We start from the raw sequence: 21,619 nt of genomic DNA, 5'->3' as shown, positions 1-21,619 counted from the left end.
TCTCAGGCCATACCGCCGGCGACCGCCGGCAGGATCGTGACGGTGTCGCCGTCGGTCAGCTTGGTCTCGATCCCGTCGACGAAACGGACGTCCTCGTCGTTCAGGTACACGTTGACGAAGCGGCGCAGCTTGCCGTCGTCCACGATGCGGGCGTGGATCCCCGGGTGCCGGGTCTCGAGGTCGGTGAACAGTTCGGCGAGGGTGCCACCGCTGCCGTCCACCGCCTTCTGACCGTCGGTGTACTGGCGGAGGATGGTCGGGATGCGGACCTCGATGGCCATGGCTCAGGGCTCCTGTCGGAAAGTCTAGGTGGGAGGGCGCGCAGCGGCACGCCGCGGCTCACGGCCGTACGGCGGCAGGGAACGTCAACAGATGGCGCTGTTCAGCCGGCACAGGTCGACGTGCAGCCGCGCCACGAGCATGCTGCCCGGCGCCTTGTCGCTCACGTCGTAGGAAACCATGAGCTCATCGTATCGATTCCCGGTGCCTGTTCCGGAGTGTGATTCCGCATGCCGGACAGATTTCGACCGAACCTTGAGATGACCTGTCCGGGAGGTGCGTCAGTACGCCTCGACGATTCTGAGCTCCTCCTCCGTCACCTCGCCCTCCACGATGCGGTACGAGCGGAACTGGAAGTCGCCCAGGGCGTCGGTGTCGGCTGTCGAGACCAGGACGTAGTGGGCGCCGGGCTCGTTCGCGTAGCTGATGTCCGTCCGGGACGGGTACGCCTCCGTGGCCGTGTGGGAGTGGTAGATGACCACCGGTTCCTCGTCGCGGTCGTCCATCTCGCGGTAGAGCCTGAGGAGGTCGCCGGAGTCGAACTCGTAGAACGTCGGGGACATCGCCGCGTTCAGCATCGGGATGAAGCGCTCGGGGCGGTCCGAGCCCGCCGCGCCCGCGACGACGCCGCACGCCTCGTCGGGGTGGTCCTTGCGCGCGTGGGCGACGATCTGGTCGACGAGGGCCTGGGTGATGGTCAGCATGCTCCAAGAATATGCAGGCGCGCGAAGCGCTCGTCCGGGGTGGTGGTGGGAGGCCGGGGGGTAAGCAGAGGGCCGTCCCGTACCGAAGGCTGGTACGGGACGGCCCATATGCCGGACGTCCTGAGCGGCGGCCACAGGGGGCGCCACGAGTGCTCCCTGCGGCGGGACGTCCCGGGGGGGTTGGTCAGCTCACCTTCTCCAGCGTCGGCTCGCGGCGCTCGGTGATCTCCGGGTTGCGGGACTTCAGCACCAGCCAGCCGATGCCGAGCGCGGCGGCCCAGCCGGCCATCACGTACAGGCAGACCCGGGAGTCGGCGTCGTACGCGATCAGGCAGGTCACGAAGAGCAGGAACGCGATGGCGATCCAGCTGCACACCGCACCGCCCGGCGCCGGGAAGGAGGACGCGGGCAGCCGGCCCGCGTCGACCGCGCGGCGGTAGAGGACATGGCTGATCAGGATCATCAGCCAGGTCCAGATACCGGCCGCGGTGGCGACGGAGGTGACGTAGCCGAAGGCCTTCTCCGGGACGATGTAGTTGAGGACCACGCCGATGCCCATGAAGAGGACCGAGACGGTGATGCCGAGCGCCGGCGTCTTCGACGCGGACAGCTTCCTGAAGACGGCCGGGGCCTCGCCACTGTCGGCCAGGTTCCGCAGCATCCGGCCCGTGGAGTACATGCCGGAGTTGCAGGAGGACAGGGCGGCGGTGAGGACGACGAAGTTGACGATGCCGGCGCCGGCCGGGATGCCGATCTTCGCGAAGGCCGCGACGAACGGGGAGACCCCCGGGGCGAACTCGGTCCACTTCACCACGCACAGGATGACGGTGAGCGCGCCGACGTAGAACAGCGCGATCCGCCAGGGGAGCGTGTTGATCGCCTTGGGGAGGGTCTTCTCCGGGTTCTCGGACTCGCCGGCCGTGACGCCGACCAGCTCCACCGCGAGGTAGGCGAACATGACGCCCTGAAGGGTCATCAGGGAGGAGCCGACGCCCTTGGGGAAGAAGCCGTCGAACTGGTAGAGGTTCGCGACCGACGCGGTGTCACCGGCGCTGCTGAAGCCGAGGGTGAGGACACCGAGGCCGATCACGATCATGCCGATCAGGGCGGTGACCTTGACCATGGAGAACCAGAACTCGAGCTCTCCGAAGACCTTCACGGAGATCAGGTTGACCCCGAAGAGGATCACCAGGAAGACCAGCGCCGTCACCCACTGCGGGACGGACGGGAACCAGTAGTTGACGTAGATCGCGGCCGCCGTCAGCTCGGCCATGCCGGTGACGACCCACATCAGCCAGTATGTCCAGCCGGTGAAGTAGCCGAAGAACGGGCCGAGGAACTCCCGGGAGTACTCGGCGAAGGAGCCGGAGACCGGGCGGTACAGAAGCAGCTCGCCGAGCGCGCGCATGATGAAGAAGATGATGCCGCCGGCGAGGGCGTACATCAGGATGAGGCTGGGACCGGCCTTGGCGATGTTCGCCCCGGCACCCAGGAAGAGGCCGACGCCGATGGCGCCGCCGATGGCGATCATCTGGACCTGGCGGCTGCCGAGTCCGCGCTCGTATCCCTCTTCGGAGGTCTGCTCCGATGTGTCGACCTGAGCGGAGGTCATGTGTGGTGTGCGCCTTTCTCCATGCCGACCCGGGCCTCTGGTCGGCCGCGGATCGGGTTTCGATCCCCCCGGATTGCTGGAGTGAGCGTGCTCGGACTTCCCCGGGCCCGCTGAGCCTGACCGGCGGTCGCCGGTTCGGTGGCGCACCCGGACGCACACATGGGTGGTGTTCGCCGGGCGGTCGTGAAGATTTATCACGGCCGCAGTACTGATCACCGGGTTCCGCTGAGAGGGATTGTGGCGCACACCACTGGAAGAAGCGGACAAATTACGGCCGAAACGGCCATGTCGGGCCGCAACGGTGACAGGATCGTTATCCGGATTTGAGCGTCCTCTGAGCGAACGCGAAAACAGGACGGATTACGGCATAGCGGTTACGGCATCAGGGTGGCGACCAGGGTCTCCTGGAGGCCACCGAGCCACAGATAGGCCATCACCATCGGCTTGCGCGGGTCCTCGTCCGGGAGCCGGTAGAGCAGGTCGGTGTCGTCCTCGTCGGTGATGTCGAGGCGGGAGCCGATGGCGAGGCGCAGGTCGTTGAGGGCGCCGAGCCACTGCCGGGACTCCTCGGGCGCCAGCTTGAGGACCGCGCCGCCCTCCCCCACCGGGGCCAGCGCGTCCAGGGAGCGGATCACCGCGAGGGCGCTCTCCCGCTTGCCGGCCCTGAGGTCGTTCTCGGTGTAGCGGCGGAACTCGGCCGAGTGGGCCTGCTGCTCCTCGGCCTGCTGCGAGGAGTCGGGCATCCGCTCCGGGTCGCAGTAGGCGTCCGGGAAGAGCCGGCGCAGCACGGGGTCGGTGGGTGCCTCGCTCGGACCCTCGGCGAACAGCTCGGCGAGCGGGTCGTCGGGGGCTTCCTCGCCGGGGCCGGGGCCGATGAGCTCCAGAAGCTGGACGGCCAGCGTCCGGATGATGGAGATCTCGACATCGTCGAGTGCGACGGCCGCGCCGCCGCCGGGGAGCGGTTCGAAGATTCCTGGCATGGAGAGGGTTCGCTGCTTCCGGTCCTGGTCGAGGAGTGTGGCCGGCTACTTCCGGTCCCGCAGGCGAGGGGTCATTTCCGGTCCTGCTGGAGGGTGGCCCACAGGCCGTAGCCGTGCATCGCCTGTACGTCGCGCTCCATCTCCTCGCGGCTACCGCTGGAGACGACCGCCCGGCCCTTGTGGTGGACGTCCAGCATGAGCTTGGTGGCCTTGTCCTTGGAATAGCCGAAGTACGTCTGGAAGACGTACGTCACATAGCTCATGAGATTGACGGGGTCGTTGTGCACGATCGTCACCCATGGGACGTCGGGCTCGGGTACGGCGAAGACCTCCTCCGCCGATTCGGTGCGTTCGGTCTCTACGGGAGCGGGTGACGTCACAAGGCCCATGCTGCCACGCCCCCCACAAATCGTCACACTGACGAGATGGGGGTAGCATCTTCGTCATGAACACAGCGGACCTCGGGCTGCCGGTGGATGTTCCCTCGACGGCGCTCTTCACGGACCAGTACGAACTGACGATGCTGCAGGCCGCCCTGAAGGCGGGTACGGCCGAGCGGCGCAGCGTCTTCGAGGTCTTCACCCGGCGGCTGCCTGACGGGCGCCGTTACGGCGTCGTGGGGGGCACCGGACGCGTCCTGGACGCGGTCGAGAACTTCCGCTTCGACGCGGCCGTCCTCGGCTTCCTGGAGGAGCAGGGCATCGTCGACCGGCCCACCCTGAAGTGGCTCGCCGGCTACCGCTTCAGCGGTGACATCTGGGGCTACCCCGAGGGCGAGGTCTACTTTCCCGGCTCGCCGATCTTGCGGGTGGAGGGCTCCTTCGCCGAGTGCGTGCTCCTGGAGACCGTGATCCTCTCCATCCTCAACCACGATTCGGCGATCGCGGCCGCCGCCTCCCGGATGTCCTCGGCCGCGGGCGACCGGCCGCTGATCGAGATGGGCGCCCGCCGCACCCACGAGCTGGCCGCCGTGGCCGCCGCCCGCGCCGCCTACATCGGCGGTTTCACGACCACCTCCGACCTGGCCGCCGGCTTCCGCTACGGCATCCCGACCGTGGGCACCTCCGCCCACGCCTTCACCCTGCTCCACGACCACGAGCGCGACGCCTTCGAGGCCCAGGTCATCTCACTCGGCCGTGGGACCACCTTGCTGGTCGACACCTACGACGTCGCCGAGGCGGTCCGTACGGCCGTGGAGGTGGCCGGGCCCGAGCTGGGCGCCGTCCGCATCGACTCCGGCGACCTGCTGCTGGTGGCCCACCGGGTGCGCCAGCAGCTGGACGAGCTGGGGGCGGTCAACACGAAGATCATCGTGACCTCCGATCTCGACGAGTACGCCATCGCCTCCCTGGCCGCTGCCCCCGTGGACGCGTACGGCGTCGGCACCCAGCTGGTCACCGGCTCCGGGCACCCCACCTGCTCCATGGTCTACAAGCTGGTCGCCCGCGCCGAGTCCGCCGACCCGAAGGCTCCGCTGCTGCCGGTCGCCAAGAAGTCGTCCGGCGGCAAGACATCCATCGGCGGCCGCAAGTGGGCGGCGCGCCGCCTGGACGCCGACGGGGTGGCGGAGGCCGAGGTCGTCGGCACCGGCGAGGTGCCGGCCGACCTGGTCGACCAGCTGCTCCAGATCGAACTGGTCAAGTCCGGCGAGGTCGTCGCCCGCGAGCCCCTGGACGCGCCCCGCGCACGCCATGCGGCGGCCAGGGCGCGTCTGCCCCTCTCCGCGACCCAGCTCTCCCGTGGTGAACCGGTCATTCCGACGGAGTACGTCCAGGGGCGCTCGGGTAGCTAGAGCGGGTGCCCGCGTACGCGCCCCGCAAAGCCCCTCCCCTACGCCCCCGTAAGTCTCTACGCTCGGAGGTTCAGGCCGGGCCCGCACCCCATTTTTCTGCGTCTCCCCCCTCGACAGACCCGATACCGAACACGAAGGACACCGACCATGCGCCGCGCCTTGATCGTCGTTGATGTGCAGAACGACTTCTGCGAGGGGGGCAGCCTCGCGGTGGCGGGAGGCGCCGATGTGGCCGCCGCGGTCACGGAGCTGATCGGGCAGGCGCCCGCCGGCTACCGCCATGTGGTGGCGACCCGCGACCACCACATCGCGCCGGGCGGCCACTTCGCGGACAACCCCGACTACGTGCACAGCTGGCCGGCGCACTGCGTCGCCGGCACGGAGGGCGTCGGCTTCCACCCGAACTTCGCCCCGGCGGTCGCCTCCGGCGCGGTGGACGCGGTGTTCAGCAAGGGCGCGTACTCGGCGGCCTACAGCGGCTTCGAGGGCGTCGACGAGAACGGCGTGAAGCTGGCGGACTGGCTGCGCTCCCGCAAGATCGACGAGGTGGACGTGGTGGGGATCGCGACGGACCACTGCGTGCGGGCCACCGCCCTGGACGCCGCGAAAGAGGGTTTCCGCACCTCGGTCCTCCTGGACCTCACGGCGGGCGTGGCGGAGGCGACGACGGAGCGGGCCCTGGAGGAGATGCGCGAGGCGGGCGTGGAACTCACGGGCAAGCCGGTCGTCTAGGGCCTGTCGTTTGGATCAGGCCGCAGGTCAGTGGCGGTGCGGTTCGATGCCGGGGAGCGGGGGCCGGTGCGTGTGGCTGCAAGGCGGAGGAGGCGTGGACAATCAGCCGCTACCGCGGCGGGCGACGCGGTGGGGGCACCCCCGGCCGAAGGCTGGGGGACGTCGGCGACCGACGACAACGCGGCAGATGCGCGTGCCAGCCCCCGCGTCTGCGGAGTGATCCAAACGACAGGCCCTAGGGACGCCCGCGCCTTTGCCGGCTACACCACCGCCGATCTTCGCAGCAGCGACCTGATCGGTCTCCACAGTTCCGTCACCGTGACACCGTTGTCAGGTGCCGTTCGCCATATCAGGCCGTCCGGGTGATGGAGGACCGCGGTGATCTCGTCCGGGGTCGGCGGGGCGGCGTTGCCCCGCAGGTAGACCGCTCGCATGCCCAGGTTGCGGAGCCTGGTCAGGGCGCGGGCGCGGTTCTGGGCCAGGACCAGTACCCGCACCCCGGCGGTGCCCCCGGCAGGGGCGGGGCTGGGCAGGTTCAGTGCCACCACCACGCTGCCGTTCGGCAGCTTGCAGAACCCTCCTGCGGCCATGCGGTCATCCCCCCGTGCGAGTAGGTGTCAATAAGAAAGCCACAGGACGCACCTAAACACGATCGGCGGCGACCCGCCAGGGGGTCGCCGCCGATACGTCTCTGACCTGCGAAAACGCGAGCTACTTCACCGCGGGGCCAATCCGGAGGGTGATCGTCGAGCCGTCCCGGGCCTCCGAGACGATGTTGATCTTGGTATTGGTGTCAGTGATCTTGACACCGCCGGCCGGGTTCGAGGCGTCGTGGTAGGTGCTCCTGTGGTCGTTGAAGACCGACACCCCGGACGACCGCGTGATCTTGGTCGCCACGTCCGCCTTGTGGAGCGTGATCCCGTCGCTCGGGTAGAGGCTGAACGGCGAGTCGTAGGCCTGGACGCGGTTGCGCATCAGCGTGCCGTCGGACCACTTCAGCGCCGCCGGGTGCGAGTCGACCGGGAGGATGAGGCCGGTGCCGGGGTGGTCGCCGGTGTTGTTGTCCGCCTCGGAGGTGTCCCACTTCCAGATCAACAGGCCGTTCTGGTACGGGTAGTGCTCCACCCAGTCCGGACGGGTCGTCGAGAAGCCGAAGTTGTACGGACCGGTCCTGAGGGTCTTGTCGTACGACACGTACTGACGGTTCTCGGCGATGTAGTACTGCGCGTAGGCCTTGGTGAACGACGCGCCGATGCGGGAGAAGCCGGCCGCGGTCCAAGCGGCGTCCGCCGACTCCGCGTTGTCGGAGAAGACCGTCGAACCCTCCGCCGTCAGCGTGATCCCGTCGGCCGCGAAGCCCTTCAGGGCGACTCCGCCGTCGGTCTGGTAGCGGAAACGCAGCTGGATCTTCTGGCCCGCGTAGGCGTCCAGCGGGTACGACAGCTCGGCGTACGCGTCGACCGAGCCGGTGAGCGCCGGCTTGTCGCTGCCGTCGCGCGGGATGGCCTGGCCGTTCACCGTGCCGTCCAGGGCGGTCCAGTTGGCGCCGCCGTCGGTGGACACCTCGGTGTAGAGGTAGTCGTAGCCCGACTCGATGTCGTACCAGCCGTCCAGGCTCAGCGCCGCCGAGGACTTGCCGGTCAGGTCGACCGGACGGGTCAGCGTGTTCTTGAGGTTGTCGCCGCTGCCGCTCCACCACTGGGCCGAGCCCTCGGCCGGGGTGACGACCTCGGTGGTGACCGCCTTGTCGGGCAGCGAGACCACGAGGGCCTGCTTGTTCCTGGTGTTGTACTCGGCGACGCCCAGCTTGTGCGAGGACTTCGTGCCGGCCTTGGCGACGTCGTAGTCGAGCCAGCCGAGCTGGAGCTTGTCCCAGGCGTTCATGTCGCCGGGCAGGTCACCGATGGCCTCCTTGCCGGTGCCCAGCCAGGAGCCGGAGGACATCAGGGTCCAGAAACCGGTGGAGTTCTCGCCGCCGTTGGTGTCGTACTCGTCGGGCAGGCCGAGGTCGTGGCCGTACTCGTGGGCGTAGACGCCGAGTCCGCCGTTCTCCGGCTGCATGGTGTAGTCGCCGACCCAGACGCCGGTGCCGCCGACCTGGGTGCCGCCGAGCTTGTTGCCGTCGGGGCCGGTGGCGCCGGCGTCGGTGCCGAAGGCGTACCAGCGGTGCGCCCAGATGGCGTCGGTGCCCTGGGTGCCGCCGCCCGCGGACTCGTCCTCGCCGGCGTGCACGATCTGGAAGTGGTCGACGTAGCCGTCGGGCTCGTTGAAGTTCCCGTCGCCGTCGTGGTCGTAGCGGTCCCACTGGTCGTAGCGGGCGAGGCCGGCCTTGATGTCGGCGTCGGACCTGCCGGCCGCCTTCTCGTGGGCGACCCAGGACGTCAGGCCGTCGCGGACCAGGTTCCAGACGCTGGAGCAGGTGCTGGAGCCGCAGGCGTTGTTGCCGTAACGGGCCTCGTTGTAGGGGACCTTGACCCAGTCGGTGACCTCGCCGTCGACCGAGTAGCGGTTCGAGGACTGCTTCTCGTAGTACTTCTTCAGCGACTCGGTGTTCTCGCCGGTGCCGAAGTAGAGGTCCTGGAAGTGGGCCTGGTTGTAGTCCGCCTGCCAGGCCGTGGAGTTGTCCTTGGTGCGGTCCGGCGCGGCGATCCGGTTGTGCTGCGGGCCGGCCATGCCGCCGTAGCGGGGGTCGGTCCGGTCGCCGAACTCCACCAGGATCGTGAAGATCTTGTCGGTCTTCTCCCGGCCGAGCTCGACGTACTTGCTGTCGCCCTTCTTGCTCTTGAGCTGGACGACCTTCGAGCCGTCACGGTCCTTGACCTGGGCCTTGCCGGATATGACCTGGTCGAGGGCCTCCTGCCGCTGGGCCTCCTGGGTCTTGCTCAGCGGGCCGTCGAGGTCGTGCCCGTCCTGCTTGGCCGACGGGTCCTGCCGGTCGACGGTGGCGCTCGCCGGTCCCTTCGCGGCCTCAGCGGCCGCGAAGGTGGTGAAGCCCGCGGACGCCATGGCGAGTGCCGCTCCGATGGTGAGCGCTCTCAACGTCCAGGATCTGCTGGTCACTTGATTTCCTCCCCCGCGCCGCGCGCACGGAAGGGGGTCCGGATTCATGGAGGGATCCGTGCGCGCACGATCAACGCGTCGATTCAAGTGACGTCATTTGACTACTGGTTTACGAAAAAAGACAGATCTTGACTTGCTCTGTTCAACTGCACTATGCGGAAGAGGAGTTCGCTTTACGAACACCGGTGCGTGGACGGAACGCCGAAGGGTCTCGCTCAACCGGCGCGCATATGCCGCCGATTGCCGTATGCCATGCGACCGTGCGCCCCCTGTGCACCGGTACCGTGGGTTAGGTCACGCTTACCGACCGTTCCGCTCGGGCATGCACGCGAATAGAGTCGAACGGTGGAACGCCCGGAAGCCGGTGGAAAGCAAGGCCGGCTCCCCGTCTCACCCCACACCTTCCGAGGACACGATTGCCATGCCTCGTCCGACCCCGGCACAGCTCGTCTACGGTTCGTGCACCGTGATCTGCTCGACGCTCGCCATGCTGCTGCTGTCACAGACGAGTTCGGGTATCGGGATCGCGGTCATCGCGCTCGCCGCGCTCGGCCTGGGACTGCTGGTCGCCATGACGGTTCCGCTCCCCGAGCCGCGCACGGTCGCCCGGTCCGAGCCCGCCCCGACCGCATCGCCCGAGGTGCGGGTCCCCGTGCACCGGGAGACCGTGGCCGCCGCCACGGCCAAGCCCGTCCGGGAGCACACCGCGCCCTGACGCGCGCACACACGAGCAGCCGGCGGGTCCACGGGACTGACGGACCCGCCGGCTGCTTGTGCGCCCCTCGGCATCACTTCGTACTGACCACGACCGTCTTCGCGGCCTTGTCGTGCAGCCCCTGTTTGTATGGTTTGTCGAAGTAGCTCCAGCCACCGCAGATGATCGTCCACACACAGGCGCAGCAGAAGGCGAACGGCACCCACAGCACCAGGGCGCGCACCAGCGAGGTCTGGGCGGAGGGCGTGGAGCCGTCGCCCAGGTTGGCGACCCGCAGGCCGAGCCACTTCTTGCCGAGGGTCTGCCCCGACTTGGCGGTCATCAGGGTGTCGTAGCCGACGAACAGGACGGCGGCGACCAGCGACTGCGCGAAGGACTTGCCGACCTCGACCTTGTCGCCGTTCATCTGGTACTCGCGCACCCCGAAGGCCCAGGTGAGCAGCCAGACCACGATGAGCACCAGGACCATGTCGATGATCCGGGCCAGGGTGCGCCTGCCGCTGTCGGCGAGCGGCGGCATCCCGGCGAGCGGATCGGCGGGATAACCGCCGGCTCCACCGGCTCCGCCGTACGGGCCGCCTTCCCCTCCGTAGGGGCCGCCGCCGTAGGAGGGCGGCGGGGGCTGCGCGCCGCCGTACGGGGTGTCGTACGGCGAGCCCGGCCCCTGGCCCCCGTCCGGCCGTTCGGACGGGGGCTGCTTTCTGAACGGGTCGTCCTCCGGCGGCTGTCCGGAGCCCGGGGGCGGTTCGGTGCTCATGGCCCGAGTGGACCGCGAAGCCGCCCGGTGCGCATCCGGCGAGCGGCCGTACGGGGTACGACGCCTCGTCAGCCGGCGACGAAGGTGTGCGCCGCCTTGTCGTGCCAGCACTGGTGCCAAGGCCGGTCGAACAGGCACCAGGCGACGCCGATGATCCCGATGCCGAGCAGACCGGGCACGGTGTACACCAGCCAGCGGCGCAGCGAGGCGCCGAAGGCCGGGGGCTCGTGGCCCTCGATGTCCCGTACCTCCAGGCCGAGCAGCTTCTTGCCGAGCGTGCGGCCCCACTTGGCGGTGGGCAGCACCTCGTAGAGGACGCCGACGAGGAGCAGGACGGCGAGCACGACCCCGAGGTACAGGCCGGTCGTGCCGTCGAGCAGCCAGACGGTCTCGGTACGGCCGGAGAGCTTGGCCGCGTCGATCTTGTCCTGCACGTGGCCGGCCGCCTGAGTGCCGAACGGTACGGCGGCCACGGCGGTCACCGCGCCGACGACCAGGCTGTCCACGAGCCGTGCGGCGAACCGCTTGCCGAGGCCGGCGGGCCGGGCCGACGCCTGCCGCCGGGCGGCCGCCTGGAAGACGTCCTCCACCGGCGGCTTCCAGGGCGCGACCGGCTGATCGCCCGCGAGCTGGTGTACCTGCTGCGCCCAGGAGGACTGCCCGCCGCCGGGGCCGGCGGTCACGGGGGTGGCGGGGCTGGCCGGCGCGGGCTGGGGCCCGGCGGACTGCGGGGGTACGGCGGGAGCGACGGCCTGGGGGGCGGCGGAGGCCGGAGCCGCCTGGGCCCCTGCGGCGCGTTCCGCGGCGGCCTTTCCGGCGCCGAAGCCGGAGCGGCCGCCACCGGGCGTACCGAACCCGGCCGCACCGGCGGGACCCTGAGCCCCGTAGCCGCCCGGCCCGGACGCCCCGGCCGCACCCGGACCACCGGAGCCCGGCACCCCGAACCCACCCGAACCCACACTCTGCCCACCGGCCCCGGCCCCGGCACCACTGCCTTGGCCACCGGCGCCCGCACCCCGGCCACCCGCGCCCGCCGCACCACCGGAACCCTGCCCACCGGCACCGGCACCCCCGCCTTGGCCACTGAACCCGGCCGCACCGGCTCCCCTGCCCTGGGGGGCCGGGCTTGCCGCATCCGGGCCCCGGCCGGTGAATGCCGGCCCGCCGGAGCCCGGGGCGGCCGCCGGGGCCCCCGTGTTCGGCGCGTCCTTGGCCCGGATCGGCCGGAAGGTCATCGTGCCGTCGTCCATGGGCGGTCGGGCGGCCGGCGGGGTGCCCGCGGGGCCTACCGTCGGCCTGCGGAAGATGAACGTGCCGCCGGAGTCGGCGTCCCCCTGGCCCGCAGGCGGGATCGTCGCCGTGCCGTCCGTGCGGGACGACTGGCCGTCCGGCTGGGGCGGGGAACCCGCCGCCGCCCGGGGGTCGGTGCCCCAGGCGCTCCCCTCGGCCGCCCAGCCGGAGGCTCCCGGCTGCGGGTCCTCGTCGAAGAAGTGCGGGCCGGTCTCCTCGACCGCGGGGGCCGCGGGGGTCGCGGGACGGGAGCCGGGCGGCGGGGCGAGCGGTTCGCCGTCGGCCGGGGCCGGGCGGCTGGTGCCCGGCACCCACGCGGCGCCGTTCCAGTAACGGACGTAGCCGGGGATGGACGGGTCCGGGTAGTAGCCCTCGCGGGGCCGTTCGTCACCGGGTGCCGGGGTTGGGGCGGTCATGTCCGTCATCCCGTATCTGCTCGGGGGTCGTGTGGGAGCCTCCACATCTATCAGACGCGGGTGCCCGGCACCGCCAGTCCCGCAGGACCCGCCCCTTTCCGGGCACCCCTGTGCATCCCCTTCACCGCGTCGGAGAAAATTTCCAGCAATCCGCGTAATGCTCGCGGCCCCATCCCCTCTCCACTCGTACGGGCCCATCCGCAGGCGCCCGTGCGACGACCGAGAGGAACCGAACGTCATGCATCACACAGTGGTGGAGCGCGAACTGGAGTTACGGCTCATCCTGTCCCCCGAGCGGAGCATCCCGGTCCCGGCCCGGCTCGCCTACCGCTCCGACCACCCGTACGCCGTCCATGTCGGCTTCCACGTCAACTCGGAGTCCCCGGTCCACTGGACCTTCGCCCGCGACCTCCTGGTGGAGGGGGTGTTCCGGCCCTGCGGGCACGGGGATGTGCGGGTGTGGCCGACGAAGGTGGCGGGCCGCAGCGTCGTGCTGATGGCGCTGAGTTCACCGGACGGAGACGCCCTCCTGGAGGCGCCGACCGCCCAGGTGTCCGCCTGGCTGGAGCGGACGCTGCGGGTGGTGCCCCCGGGGACTGAGGGCGGGCAGCTCGGGATCGACGACGCGCTCGACCAGCTGCTCGCCCGGTGAGGACCCTGCCGCCGTATGGGGTGTGTGGGGTGTTTGGGTTCAGAACAGCTTGCCGGGGTTGAGGATGCCCAGCGGGTCGAAGGCGTCCTTCACGGCCCGCTGCATCTCCAAACCCACCGGCCCGATCTCCCGGGCCAGCCACTCCTTCTTCAGGACGCCGACGCCGTGTTCGCCGGTGATGGTGCCGCCGAGCTCCAGTCCGAGGGCCATGATCTCGTCGAAGGACTCGCGGGCGCGGCGGCACTCGTCGGGGTCCTGCGCGTCGAAGCAGACCGTGGGGTGGGTGTTGCCGTCGCCCGCGTGGGCGATGACCCCGATGGTCAGCCGCTGCTTCTCGGCGATGCGCTCGACCCCTTCGATCATGTCGCCGAGCCGGGAACGGGGCACGCACACGTCGTCGATCATCGTGGTGCCCTTGACGGCCTCCAGGGCGACGAGCGAGGTCCGGCGGGCCTGGAGGAGGAGTTCGGACTCGGCGCCGTCGTCGGCCGGGACCACCTGGGTGGCGCCCGCCTCCTCGCACAGCGCGCCGAGGGCGGCGAGGTCGGCGGCCGGGGCCGGGGTGTCGAAGGCGGCGAGGAGCAGCGCCTCGGTCGTCTCCGGCAGACCCATGTGGCTGAGTTCGTTGACCGCCTTCACGGTCGTTCGGTCCATCAGTTCGAGGAGGGACGGTACGTGCCCGCCCTCCATGATCCGGCACACCGCGTCGCAGGCGGCGGTCGCGGAGTCGAACTCGGCGGCCAGCACCAACTGCTGGGGCGGCTTGGGCTTCAGTGCCAGGACGGCCCGTACGACGACACCGAGGGAGCCCTCGGAGCCGACGAACAGCCGCGTGAGGTCGTACCCGGCGACGCCCTTGGCCGTGCGCCGGCCGGTGGACATCAGCCGCCCGTCGGCGAGGACGACGTCCAGGCCGAGGACGTACTCGGCGGTCACTCCGTACTTCACACAGCACAGCCCGCCCGACGCCGTGCCGATGTTGCCGCCGATCGTGCACAGCTCCCAACTGGAGGGATCCGGCGGGTAATAGAGGCCGTGTTCCTCGACCGCGCGGGAGAGGGCGGCGTTGATGACGCCGGGTTCGACCACGGCGATGCGGTCGACCGGCGAGATCTCCATGATGCGGTCCATCTTCGTCAGGGACAGCACGATGCAGCCGTCGGCGGCGTTGGCGCCGCCGGACAGGCCGGTGCGGGCGCCCTGCGGGACGACCGGGACGCGCAGGTCGGTGGCGGTGCGCAGGACGTGCTGCACCTGCTCCACCGTGCGCGGCAGTACGACGACGGCCGGGGCCCCGGCCGGGCAGAAGCTCGCCATGTCGTTGGCGTAGGAGGTGGTCACAGCGGGGTCCACGAGCACAGCGTCGGCCGGCAGGCCCGCGAGGAGCCGGTCGGTGAGGTTGCCGGTGGTCTCGTCCCGAGGCGCTTCAATACGGCTCATGATCACAGCGTCGCACCCGGGGCCATCGGTGTGAACCCCACAGACGCCTTCCTTGGGCCGCCCGGACGTCGTCGTCGTATTGACGCACAGTATGCGGCATGTGTGCGCTCGATAACCGACAGTCAGGTCCCACCACCTCGCTGCTCGTGGAGCCGGGGCGGCCGCGCCGCCGCGGCCGGGTGCTGCGGCGGCTCCTGGTCGTCGCGCTGGCGGGCGGGGCGGCGGCCGGCGGGGTGCTGATGCTGTGGCCGCACGAGCCGGAGCCGCGTCGCGCCGCCCCGCCCCCGGCGGCCGGCCCCGGGGCACAGGCGAGGGCCCGGGCCGGGGCGCTTGCGGCGGCGCAGACGGCTGTCGTCAACGGCCTGCCCGCCGCGCTGCCCGACCTCACCACGCTCATCGGCGCACACGAGAGCCGGGTGCGGGCGCAGCCGAGGGACGCGAGGGCCTGGGCGGTGCTCGGGGCCGCGTACGTCGAGCGGGCCCGCCGGAGCGCCGGCACCGCCGACTATCCCCGGGCCGAGCGGGCGCTGCAGACGTCCCTCCAGTTGACCGGTAAGGGCAACACCGAGGCGCTGGGCGGGCTCGCGGCGCTGGCGAACGCGCGCCGGGACTTCCCGACGGCCAAGCGGTTCGGCGAGGAGGCGCTGAAGGCGGCGCCGAAGCGGTGGTCGACGTATCCGGCGCTGATCGACGCCTACAACGGGCTCGGCGACTACAAGGCGGCCCGGGCCGCGCTCGACAAGCTGATGGCGCTGAAGGTCGGACCGGCCGTGAAGCCGGCCGTGATGGCACGGGCCTCGGCGGTGTACCGGGACCGGGGCTGGCGCGAGGACGCGGTGGCGCAGGTGACCGACGCGGCGGCGGCCGCCTCTTCCCCCGCCGAGCAGGCCGCGTATCTGACGCAGGCCGGACAGCTGGCCTGGGAGCGGGGCGAACGGGACGACGCGCTACGGCACTTCAAGGCTGCCCTACGCCTTGACCCCGACCAGTCGGCGGCTCGGGCCGGACAGGCACGGGCGCTGGCCTCGCTGGGCCGCACACAGGAGGCGCTGACCGCGTACCAGGGGGCCCTCGCGCACCGGCCGACTCCGCAGGTCGCCCTGGAACTGGCCGAGTTGTACGAGTCGCTGGGGATGGGTCAGCAGGCCGAGGCGCAGTACGCGCTGCTGCGGACGCAGGTGCGGCGGGAGCTGGACGACGGGGTCGACGACGAGCTGCTGATCGGGCAGTACGAGGCGGACCACGGGGATGCCGAGGAGGCGGTGCAGCGGCTGACGGCCGAGTGGGAGCGGCAGCCCGGCATCGAGGTCGCGGACGCGCTCGGGTGGGCGCTGCACCGGGCCGACGACGACGAGGAGGCGCTGCGCTACGCCTCGGTCGCGACGGACTCGGCGAAGGGCGGCGGGGTCCGCAGCGCGCTGTACGCCTTCCATCGGGGCATGATCGAGCACGACCTGGAGCTGGACGCACCGGCCCGCCGCCACCTCCAGGACGCGCTGCGGATCAATCCGTTCTTCTCACCGCTGCGGGTCCCGGCGGCCCGCGCGGCCCTGGCCACACTGGGCGACCAGCCACCGGACGAGGAAGCCCCGCAGTGAGGCACCGGCGGAGAGAAGTCGGACCAACGTCAGTTTCTCTCCGCCGCACCCCGGGCCCACCGGGCTCACCGGGTCACCGAGGCCGCCGGCTCACAGGTTGCCGCGGCGCTCCTGCTCTCGTTCGATCGCCTCGAACAGGGCCTTGAAGTTGCCCTTGCCGAAGCCCATCGAGCCGTGCCGTTCGATGATCTCGAAGAAGACCGTCGGCCGGTCCTGGACCGGCTTGGTGAAGATCTGCAGCAGATAGCCGTCCTCGTCCCGGTCGGCGAGGATCTTCAGCTCGCGCAGGGTGTCGACCGGCACCCGGGTGTCGCCGACCCACTCGCCGAGGGTGTCGTAGTAGGAGTCGGGGGTGTTGAGGAACTCGACGCCGGCCGCGCGCATGGTCCGTACGGTCTCGACGATGTCGTTGGTGTTGAGCGCGATGTGCTGGACGCCCGCGCCGCCGTAGAACTCCAGGTACTCGTCGATCTGGGACTTCTTCTTGGCGACGGCGGGCTCGTTGATCGGGAACTTGACCTTGAGGGTGCCGTCGGCGACCACCTTGGACATCAGAGCGCTGTACTCGGTGGCGATGTCGTCGCCCACGAACTCCTTCATGTTCGTGAAGCCCATGACCTTGTTGTAGAAGCCGACCCATTCGTTCATCCGGCCGAGTTCCACGTTGCCGACGCAGTGGTCGACGGCCTGGAAGGTGCGGCGGGCGGGGGGTTCCACGATCGGGGACGCGGCGACGAACCCGGGGAGGTACGGGCCGTCGTAGCCGGTCCGCTCGACGAGGGTGTGGCGTGTCTCGCCGTACGTGGCGATCGCGGCGAGGACCACCGTGCCGTGCTCGTCCTTCAGTTCGTACGGCTCGGCCACCGAGCGGGCGCCGTGCTCGACGGCGTACGCGTACGCGGCGCGGGCGTCCGGGACCTCGATGGCCAGGTCGACGACCCCGTCGCCGTGCTCGGCCACGTGCCGGGACAGGAAGGCGCCCCACTCGGTGTCCGGCTTGACGACTGAGGTGAGGACGAACCGGGCAGAGCCGTTCTCCAGGACGTAGCTCGCGGTCTCGCGGCTGCCGTTCTCCGGTCCGGAGTACGCGACCAGCCGCATGCCGAAGGCGGTGGAGTAGTAGTGCGCCGCCTGCTTGGCGTTGCCGACTGCGAAGACGACCGCGTCCATTCCCTTGACCGGGAAGGGGTCGTCCTGCCGGGCGGTCGCGTCGGGAGTGTGCTGTGTGGTCTGCGTCATGGTCGAAGGGTGACCCTGGCCCACAAGGTGCGCAATAGTTCTCGTTTCGACTGGGCAACATGTTCAGCGATACGGCCGTACTGGCGGACTTTCTGTACAGGATGACCATCCGGAGGCGGGCATGGCGATCGATCATCTGGACGGGCGGATCCTGGTGCTGCTGGCCAGGGAACCGCGGATCGGCGTGCTGGAGATGTCCCGTCGGCTGGGGGTGGCTCGCGGGACCGTGCAGGCGCGGCTCGACCGGCTTCAGTCGAATGGAGTGATCCAGGGATTCGGCCCGCAGGTGGATCCGGCGGCCCTCGGCTACCCGGTCACCGCGTTCGCCACGCTGCAGATCCGGCAGGGCCAAGGCGCCGATGTGCGGGCGCACTTGGCGACCGTGCCGGAGGTGCTGGAGCTGCACACCACCACCGGCACCGGGGACATGCTGTGCCGGCTGGTGGCCCGCTCCAACGCCGATCTCCAGCGGGTGATCGACCGGGTCGTCGGTTTTGATGGCATTGTCCGGGCCTCCACGGCGATCGTCATGGAGAACCCCGTTCCGCTGCGGGTCATCCCGCTGGTGGAACAGGCCGCGGCGGACAGCGAAGGGACGACCTGACCGGTTCGTTCGGAGTCCTGAGTTCGAGTTCGGGGTGAGCGCGCGTGAGCTTCTGGGAGTACCTGGGCAACCGGCACCAGACCCTGCTCACGGACGCCTACCAGCACGCCAGCGCGGTCTTCCAGTGCATGGTCGCGGCGACCCTCATCGGCGTACTGATCGGTGTCCTCACCTACCGCAGCGAGTGGGCCGGCAACCTCGCCACCACCGCCACCGCCACCATCCTCACCGTCCCCTCCCTCGCCATGATCGGTCTGCTGATCCCGGTCGTGGGTCTCGGTGTCCCGCCGACGGTGATCTCCCTGACGCTGTACGGACTGCTGCCGATCGTGCGGAACGCGATCGTGGGCCTGCGCGGTGTCGACCCGATGCTGGTGGACGCGGCCCGGGGCATCGGCATGTCCCGGCTGACGCGGCTGCTGCGGGTCGAGTTGCCGCTGGCCTGGCCGCCGATCCTGACCGGTATCCGGGTCTCCACGCAGATGCTGATGGGCATCGCCGCGATCGCCGCGTACGCCTCCGGTCCCGGCCTCGGCAACGAGATCTTCCGCGGACTGGCCTCCCTGGGCAGCAAGAACGCGCTCAACCAGGTGCTCGCGGGCACCGTCGGGATCATCATCCTCGCCCTGCTGTTCGATGCCGCGTACGTCCTGATCGGACGGCTGACCATTCCGAGGGGGATCCGTGTCTGAATCCCATGGGGCCTCGATCGAGCTGGAGAACCTCACCAAGCGCTACCCGGGCAGCCCGCAGCCCGCCGTCGACAACGTGAACATGGAGATCAGGGCGGGCGAGACGGTGGTCTTCGTCGGCCCGTCCGGCTGCGGCAAGTCGACGACTTTGAAGATGATCAACCGGCTGATCGAGCCGACCGGCGGCCGGATCCGGATCGGCGGCGAGGACGTCACCGGCATCGACGCGGTGAAGCTGCGCCGCAAGGTCGGCTACGCCATCCAGTCCGCCGGCCTGTTCCCGCACATGACGGTCGCCCAGAACATCGCCCTGGTCCCGAAGATGCTCGGCTGGCCGAAGGCCAGGATCCGCGCCCGCGTCGAGGAACTGCTCGACCTGGTCGGCCTGGACCCCGGCGAGTTCCACGGCCGCTACCCGCGCCAGCTCTCCGGCGGCCAGCAGCAGCGGGTGGGCGTGGCCCGGGCGCTGGCCGCCGATCCTCCGGTGCTGCTGATGGACGAGCCGTTCGGAGCCGTGGACCCCATCACCCGCGACCATCTCCAGGACGAGCTGATCCGGGTCCAGCACGAACTGCACAAGACGATCGTCTTCGTCACCCACGACTTCGACGAGGCGATCAAGCTCGGCGACCGCATCGCCGTACTCCGCGAACGCTCGCACATCGCCCAGTTCGACACCCCGGAGGCGATCCTCACCAACCCGGCGGACGACTTCGTCTCCGGTTTCGTCGGCGCGGGCGCGGCCCTCAAGCGGCTGAACCTCACCCGGGTCCGGGACGTCGAGATGGGGGACTACCCGACGGTCACCCTGGACACCCCGCTCCAGGAGATCTTCAACAAGCTGCGCGCCAGCGGCACGAACGAGATCCTCCTGCTCGACAAGCGCGGCCGCCCCTACAAGTGGCTCCGGCGCGGCGACCTGATGCGGGCCAGGGGCTCGCTGGCCCGCGCCGGCACGCTGGTGCACGACACGGTGACCCGCGACGCGACCCTGCGGGACGCGCTGGAGGCGGTGCTGACGGACAACGCGGGCCGGGTCGCGGTGACCGGGCGGCGCGGCGAGTTCATCGGGGTGGTCGACATGGAGACCCTGATGAACTCGGTGCACGAACTCCTGGAGGCCGACCGCTTCGAGGCGATGGAGCACCAGCACGAACTCCAGGAGGTCCGGGCCGCCCAGACCCATGCCGAACAGGAAGGCGAGGGAGGGGAGCAGAAGGCGTGAGCACGTCCCCCGACGGCCGCCCCGAGGGCGAGCACGAGGTCAAGGGCCTCGCCTTCCGCGACGAGGGCGAGGCGGAGCAGGAGGCCCCGCCGCCGCGGCAGCGCCCTCCGGCCCGCCGCATCACCTGGCGGAATCTGACGTTCCTGCCGGCGTTCCTGGTCGCGCTGCTGCTGGCCACCTGGCTCTGGTTCCAGCAGGCCCACCTGGACACGATCTCCCAGAACGCCCTCTCCCACGGCCAGGTCTCCAAGGCCCTGTGGCAGCACATCAAACTGACCCTGATCTCGACGTTCTTCGTGCTGATCATCGCGATCCCGCTGGGCATCCTGCTGACCCGCAAGGCCTTCCGCAAAGCCACCCCGGTGGCGATGGCCTTCGCCAACATGGGCCAGGCGACCCCCGCGATCGGCCTGCTGGCCCTGCTGGTCATCTGGCTGGGCGTCGGCGAGAGGGCGGCCCTGATCGGCATCATCGTGTACGCGATCCTCCCGGTCCTCTCCAACACCATCGCGGGCCTGAAGGCGAACGACCCGACCCTCCTGGAGGCGGCACGGGGCATCGGCATGTCCCCGCTGGGCGTGCTGAGGAAGGTGGAGCTGCCGCTGGCCGTCCCGCTGATCCTCGCCGGCGTCCGTACGGCCCTGGTCCTCAACGTCGGTACGGCGACCCTCGCCACCTTCGGCGGGGGCGGCGGCCTGGGCGTCCTGATCACCACCGGCATCACCAACCAGCGCATGCCGGTCCTGGTCCTCGGCTCCGTCCTCACGGTGACCCTGGCCCTGTTGGTGGACTGGCTGGCGTCCCTGGCGGAGGTCCTGCTACGGCCACGGGGGCTGGAGGTGAGCCGATGAGACGGCTCTGCGTGCCGCTGGCGCTGCTCCTGACCGCCGGCTGCGGCCTGACGAGCGGCTCCCCCATGGTCGACGACGTGAAACCGGGCTCGATCGGCGCGGGCGAGCCGTTGAAGGGCGCCCATCTCACCGTCACCTCGAAGGAGTTCACGGAACAGCTGATCCTCGGCGCGATCATGGGAATCGCCTTCGAGGCGGCGGGCGCGAAGGTCCTCGACCGCACCGGCATCCAGGGCTCGGTCGGCGCCCGCGAGGCGGTCAAGTCCGGCGAGGCCGACGGGATGTACGAGTACACGGGCACGGCGTGGATCACGTACCTGGGCAACAGCCACCCCATCCCCGACCCCCAGCAGCAGTGGCAGGCGGTCCACGACGCCGACCTGAGGAACGGCCTGACCTGGCTGCCCCCGTCCCAGCTCAACAACACCTACGCGCTCGCCATGAACCAGGCCAACTTCAGGAAGTACGGCACGAGGACCCTGTCGGACGTGGCCGCGCTGGCGAGGTCGGACCCCGGGGCCGTGACCCTGTGCGTGGAGGGCGAGTTCGCCAACCGCGCCGACGGACTGCCCGGCATGCAGAAGGCGTACGGCATGAGCGTGCCGGCGAAGAACGTCACGCAGATGGACACCGGGATCATCTACACCCAGGTGCAGAAGGGCAGTTGCACCTACGGCGAGGTCTTCACGACCGACGGCCGCATCAGGTCGATGAACCTGGTGGTGATGCAGGACGACAAGAAGTTCTTCCCCAACTACAACGCGGCCCCCGAGATCAACTCCAAGGCCCTGAAGAAGTGGCCGGCGATCGCGACGGTCCTGGACCCGGTGACGGCGAAGCTGAACAACACGGTGGCCCAGACGCTGAACGCGAAGGTGGACGTGGCCGGGGAGGACCCGCACCAGGTGGCGCTGGACTGGATGAAGGCGGAGGGGTTCGTGAAGTAGGCGGCCGGCTGGCCGCCCACGGCTTCGTCGAGGA

General features: G+C 70.2%; 22 protein-coding genes. 10 read left to right on the top strand and 12 right to left on the bottom strand.

All coding sequences use genetic code 11. From position 1 onward, the window contains the following. Positions 1–2: 2 nt before the first annotated feature. From ABZ396_RS03110 to clpS, 6 genes are all read right to left on the bottom strand, one after another. Positions 3–281 carry a MoaD/ThiS family protein gene (locus ABZ396_RS03110; protein WP_358922710.1) on the bottom strand — a complete coding sequence of 93 codons (279 nt, stop codon included), beginning with the start codon at positions 279–281 and terminating at the stop codon, positions 3–5. Between the two features lie 84 nt (positions 282–365). After that, a complete protein-coding gene (locus tag ABZ396_RS03105; RefSeq protein ID WP_311737230.1) occupies positions 366–461 on the bottom strand; it encodes a putative leader peptide in 96 nt (31 codons plus the stop codon). A gap of 99 nt (positions 462–560) precedes the next feature. Next, the gene (locus tag ABZ396_RS03100; protein WP_358922712.1) at positions 561–983 is read right to left on the bottom strand and encodes a M67 family metallopeptidase; all 423 of its coding nucleotides are present in this window, start codon (positions 981–983) and stop codon (positions 561–563) included. A 184-nt stretch (positions 984–1,167) separates the two neighbouring features. Continuing rightward, a complete protein-coding gene (locus ABZ396_RS03095) occupies positions 1,168–2,595 on the bottom strand; it encodes an amino acid permease (RefSeq protein WP_358922714.1) in 1,428 nt (475 codons plus the stop codon). Positions 2,596–2,969: 374 nt separating this feature from the next. Continuing rightward, on the bottom strand, positions 2,970–3,575 hold the full coding sequence (locus tag ABZ396_RS03090) for a DUF2017 domain-containing protein (protein WP_358922716.1): 606 nt from the start codon (positions 3,573–3,575) through the stop codon (positions 2,970–2,972). A gap of 71 nt (positions 3,576–3,646) precedes the next feature. After that, on the bottom strand, positions 3,647–3,964 hold the full coding sequence (gene clpS / locus ABZ396_RS03085) for an ATP-dependent Clp protease adapter ClpS (protein ID WP_358922718.1): 318 nt from the start codon (positions 3,962–3,964) through the stop codon (positions 3,647–3,649). 56 nt (positions 3,965–4,020) lie between these two features. Between clpS and ABZ396_RS03080 the strand changes: the two genes are divergently transcribed. Then, positions 4,021–5,367 carry a nicotinate phosphoribosyltransferase gene (locus tag ABZ396_RS03080; protein WP_358922720.1) on the top strand — a complete coding sequence of 449 codons (1,347 nt, stop codon included), beginning with the start codon at positions 4,021–4,023 and terminating at the stop codon, positions 5,365–5,367. Between the two features lie 147 nt (positions 5,368–5,514). Continuing rightward, the gene (locus tag ABZ396_RS03075; protein WP_358922722.1) at positions 5,515–6,099 is read left to right on the top strand and encodes an isochorismatase family protein; all 585 of its coding nucleotides are present in this window, start codon (positions 5,515–5,517) and stop codon (positions 6,097–6,099) included. 260 nt (positions 6,100–6,359) lie between these two features. On the opposite strand, the gene ABZ396_RS03070 is transcribed toward ABZ396_RS03075, so the two are convergent. Both ABZ396_RS03070 and ABZ396_RS03065 read right to left on the bottom strand, forming a co-directional pair. Next, positions 6,360–6,689 (bottom strand): hypothetical protein, encoded by a 330-nt coding sequence (locus tag ABZ396_RS03070; protein WP_358926455.1) that lies wholly within the window; start codon positions 6,687–6,689, stop codon positions 6,360–6,362. Between the two features lie 121 nt (positions 6,690–6,810). Further along, positions 6,811–9,159 (bottom strand): immune inhibitor A domain-containing protein, encoded by a 2,349-nt coding sequence (locus ABZ396_RS03065; protein ID WP_358926456.1) that lies wholly within the window; start codon positions 9,157–9,159, stop codon positions 6,811–6,813. A gap of 421 nt (positions 9,160–9,580) precedes the next feature. Between ABZ396_RS03065 and ABZ396_RS03060 the strand changes: the two genes are divergently transcribed. After that, a complete protein-coding gene (locus ABZ396_RS03060; RefSeq protein WP_358926457.1) occupies positions 9,581–9,874 on the top strand; it encodes a hypothetical protein in 294 nt (97 codons plus the stop codon). Between the two features lie 73 nt (positions 9,875–9,947). On the opposite strand, the gene ABZ396_RS03055 is transcribed toward ABZ396_RS03060, so the two are convergent. Together ABZ396_RS03055 and ABZ396_RS03050 are read right to left on the bottom strand one after the other, a co-directional pair. Next, complete coding sequence (locus tag ABZ396_RS03055) at positions 9,948–10,631, bottom strand: RDD family protein (protein WP_358926458.1); 684 nt, start codon at positions 10,629–10,631, stop codon at positions 9,948–9,950. A 68-nt stretch (positions 10,632–10,699) separates the two neighbouring features. Further along, positions 10,700–12,337: an RDD family protein gene (locus ABZ396_RS03050; RefSeq protein WP_358926459.1), complete on the bottom strand. Its 1,638-nt coding sequence runs from the start codon at positions 12,335–12,337 to the stop codon at positions 10,700–10,702. 238 nt (positions 12,338–12,575) lie between these two features. Between ABZ396_RS03050 and ABZ396_RS03045 the strand changes: the two genes are divergently transcribed. Continuing rightward, entirely contained in the window at positions 12,576–12,989 is a 414-nt protein-coding gene (locus ABZ396_RS03045) for an SsgA family sporulation/cell division regulator (RefSeq protein ID WP_358926460.1), read from the top strand. A 39-nt stretch (positions 12,990–13,028) separates the two neighbouring features. On the opposite strand, the gene ABZ396_RS03040 is transcribed toward ABZ396_RS03045, so the two are convergent. After that, positions 13,029–14,435 (bottom strand): FAD-linked oxidase C-terminal domain-containing protein, encoded by a 1,407-nt coding sequence (locus ABZ396_RS03040; RefSeq protein ID WP_358926461.1) that lies wholly within the window; start codon positions 14,433–14,435, stop codon positions 13,029–13,031. Positions 14,436–14,527: 92 nt separating this feature from the next. Between ABZ396_RS03040 and ABZ396_RS03035 the strand changes: the two genes are divergently transcribed. Beyond that, the gene (locus tag ABZ396_RS03035) at positions 14,528–16,027 is read left to right on the top strand and encodes a tetratricopeptide repeat protein (protein WP_359183721.1); all 1,500 of its coding nucleotides are present in this window, start codon (positions 14,528–14,530) and stop codon (positions 16,025–16,027) included. Positions 16,028–16,117: 90 nt separating this feature from the next. Here ABZ396_RS03035 and hppD read toward each other — a convergent pair whose 3' ends face one another. Further along, positions 16,118–17,266 carry a 4-hydroxyphenylpyruvate dioxygenase gene (hppD, locus tag ABZ396_RS03030; RefSeq protein WP_358922277.1) on the bottom strand — a complete coding sequence of 383 codons (1,149 nt, stop codon included), beginning with the start codon at positions 17,264–17,266 and terminating at the stop codon, positions 16,118–16,120. Between the two features lie 121 nt (positions 17,267–17,387). On the opposite strand from hppD, the gene ABZ396_RS03025 reads away from it, so the two are divergent. From ABZ396_RS03025 to ABZ396_RS03005, 5 genes are read left to right on the top strand one after another with little or no spacing between them, the layout of a single operon-like run. Next, positions 17,388–17,870, top strand: a complete 483-nt coding sequence (locus ABZ396_RS03025) for an Lrp/AsnC family transcriptional regulator (protein WP_358922279.1) — start codon at positions 17,388–17,390, stop codon at positions 17,868–17,870. A gap of 44 nt (positions 17,871–17,914) precedes the next feature. Next, complete coding sequence (locus ABZ396_RS03020) at positions 17,915–18,562, top strand: ABC transporter permease (RefSeq protein ID WP_358922281.1); 648 nt, start codon at positions 17,915–17,917, stop codon at positions 18,560–18,562. Next, a complete protein-coding gene (locus ABZ396_RS03015; RefSeq protein ID WP_358922283.1) occupies positions 18,555–19,787 on the top strand; it encodes a betaine/proline/choline family ABC transporter ATP-binding protein in 1,233 nt (410 codons plus the stop codon). The genes ABZ396_RS03020 and ABZ396_RS03015 overlap by 8 nt, the downstream gene beginning before the upstream one ends. Continuing rightward, positions 19,784–20,638, top strand: a complete 855-nt coding sequence (locus tag ABZ396_RS03010) for an ABC transporter permease (protein ID WP_358922285.1) — start codon at positions 19,784–19,786, stop codon at positions 20,636–20,638. Before ABZ396_RS03015 ends, ABZ396_RS03010 begins: the two co-directional genes overlap by 4 nt. Beyond that, positions 20,635–21,585 carry a glycine betaine ABC transporter substrate-binding protein gene (locus ABZ396_RS03005; RefSeq protein WP_358922287.1) on the top strand — a complete coding sequence of 317 codons (951 nt, stop codon included), beginning with the start codon at positions 20,635–20,637 and terminating at the stop codon, positions 21,583–21,585. The genes ABZ396_RS03010 and ABZ396_RS03005 overlap by 4 nt, the downstream gene beginning before the upstream one ends. Positions 21,586–21,619: the final 34 nt, after the last annotated feature.

This window comes from Streptomyces sp. NPDC005866, from assembly GCF_040629895.1.
Taxonomy (GTDB): domain Bacteria; phylum Actinomycetota; class Actinomycetes; order Streptomycetales; family Streptomycetaceae; genus Streptomyces.
Note: the sequence above shows the minus strand (reverse complement) of the source record. Positions and strands in the feature narration are given on the sequence as shown.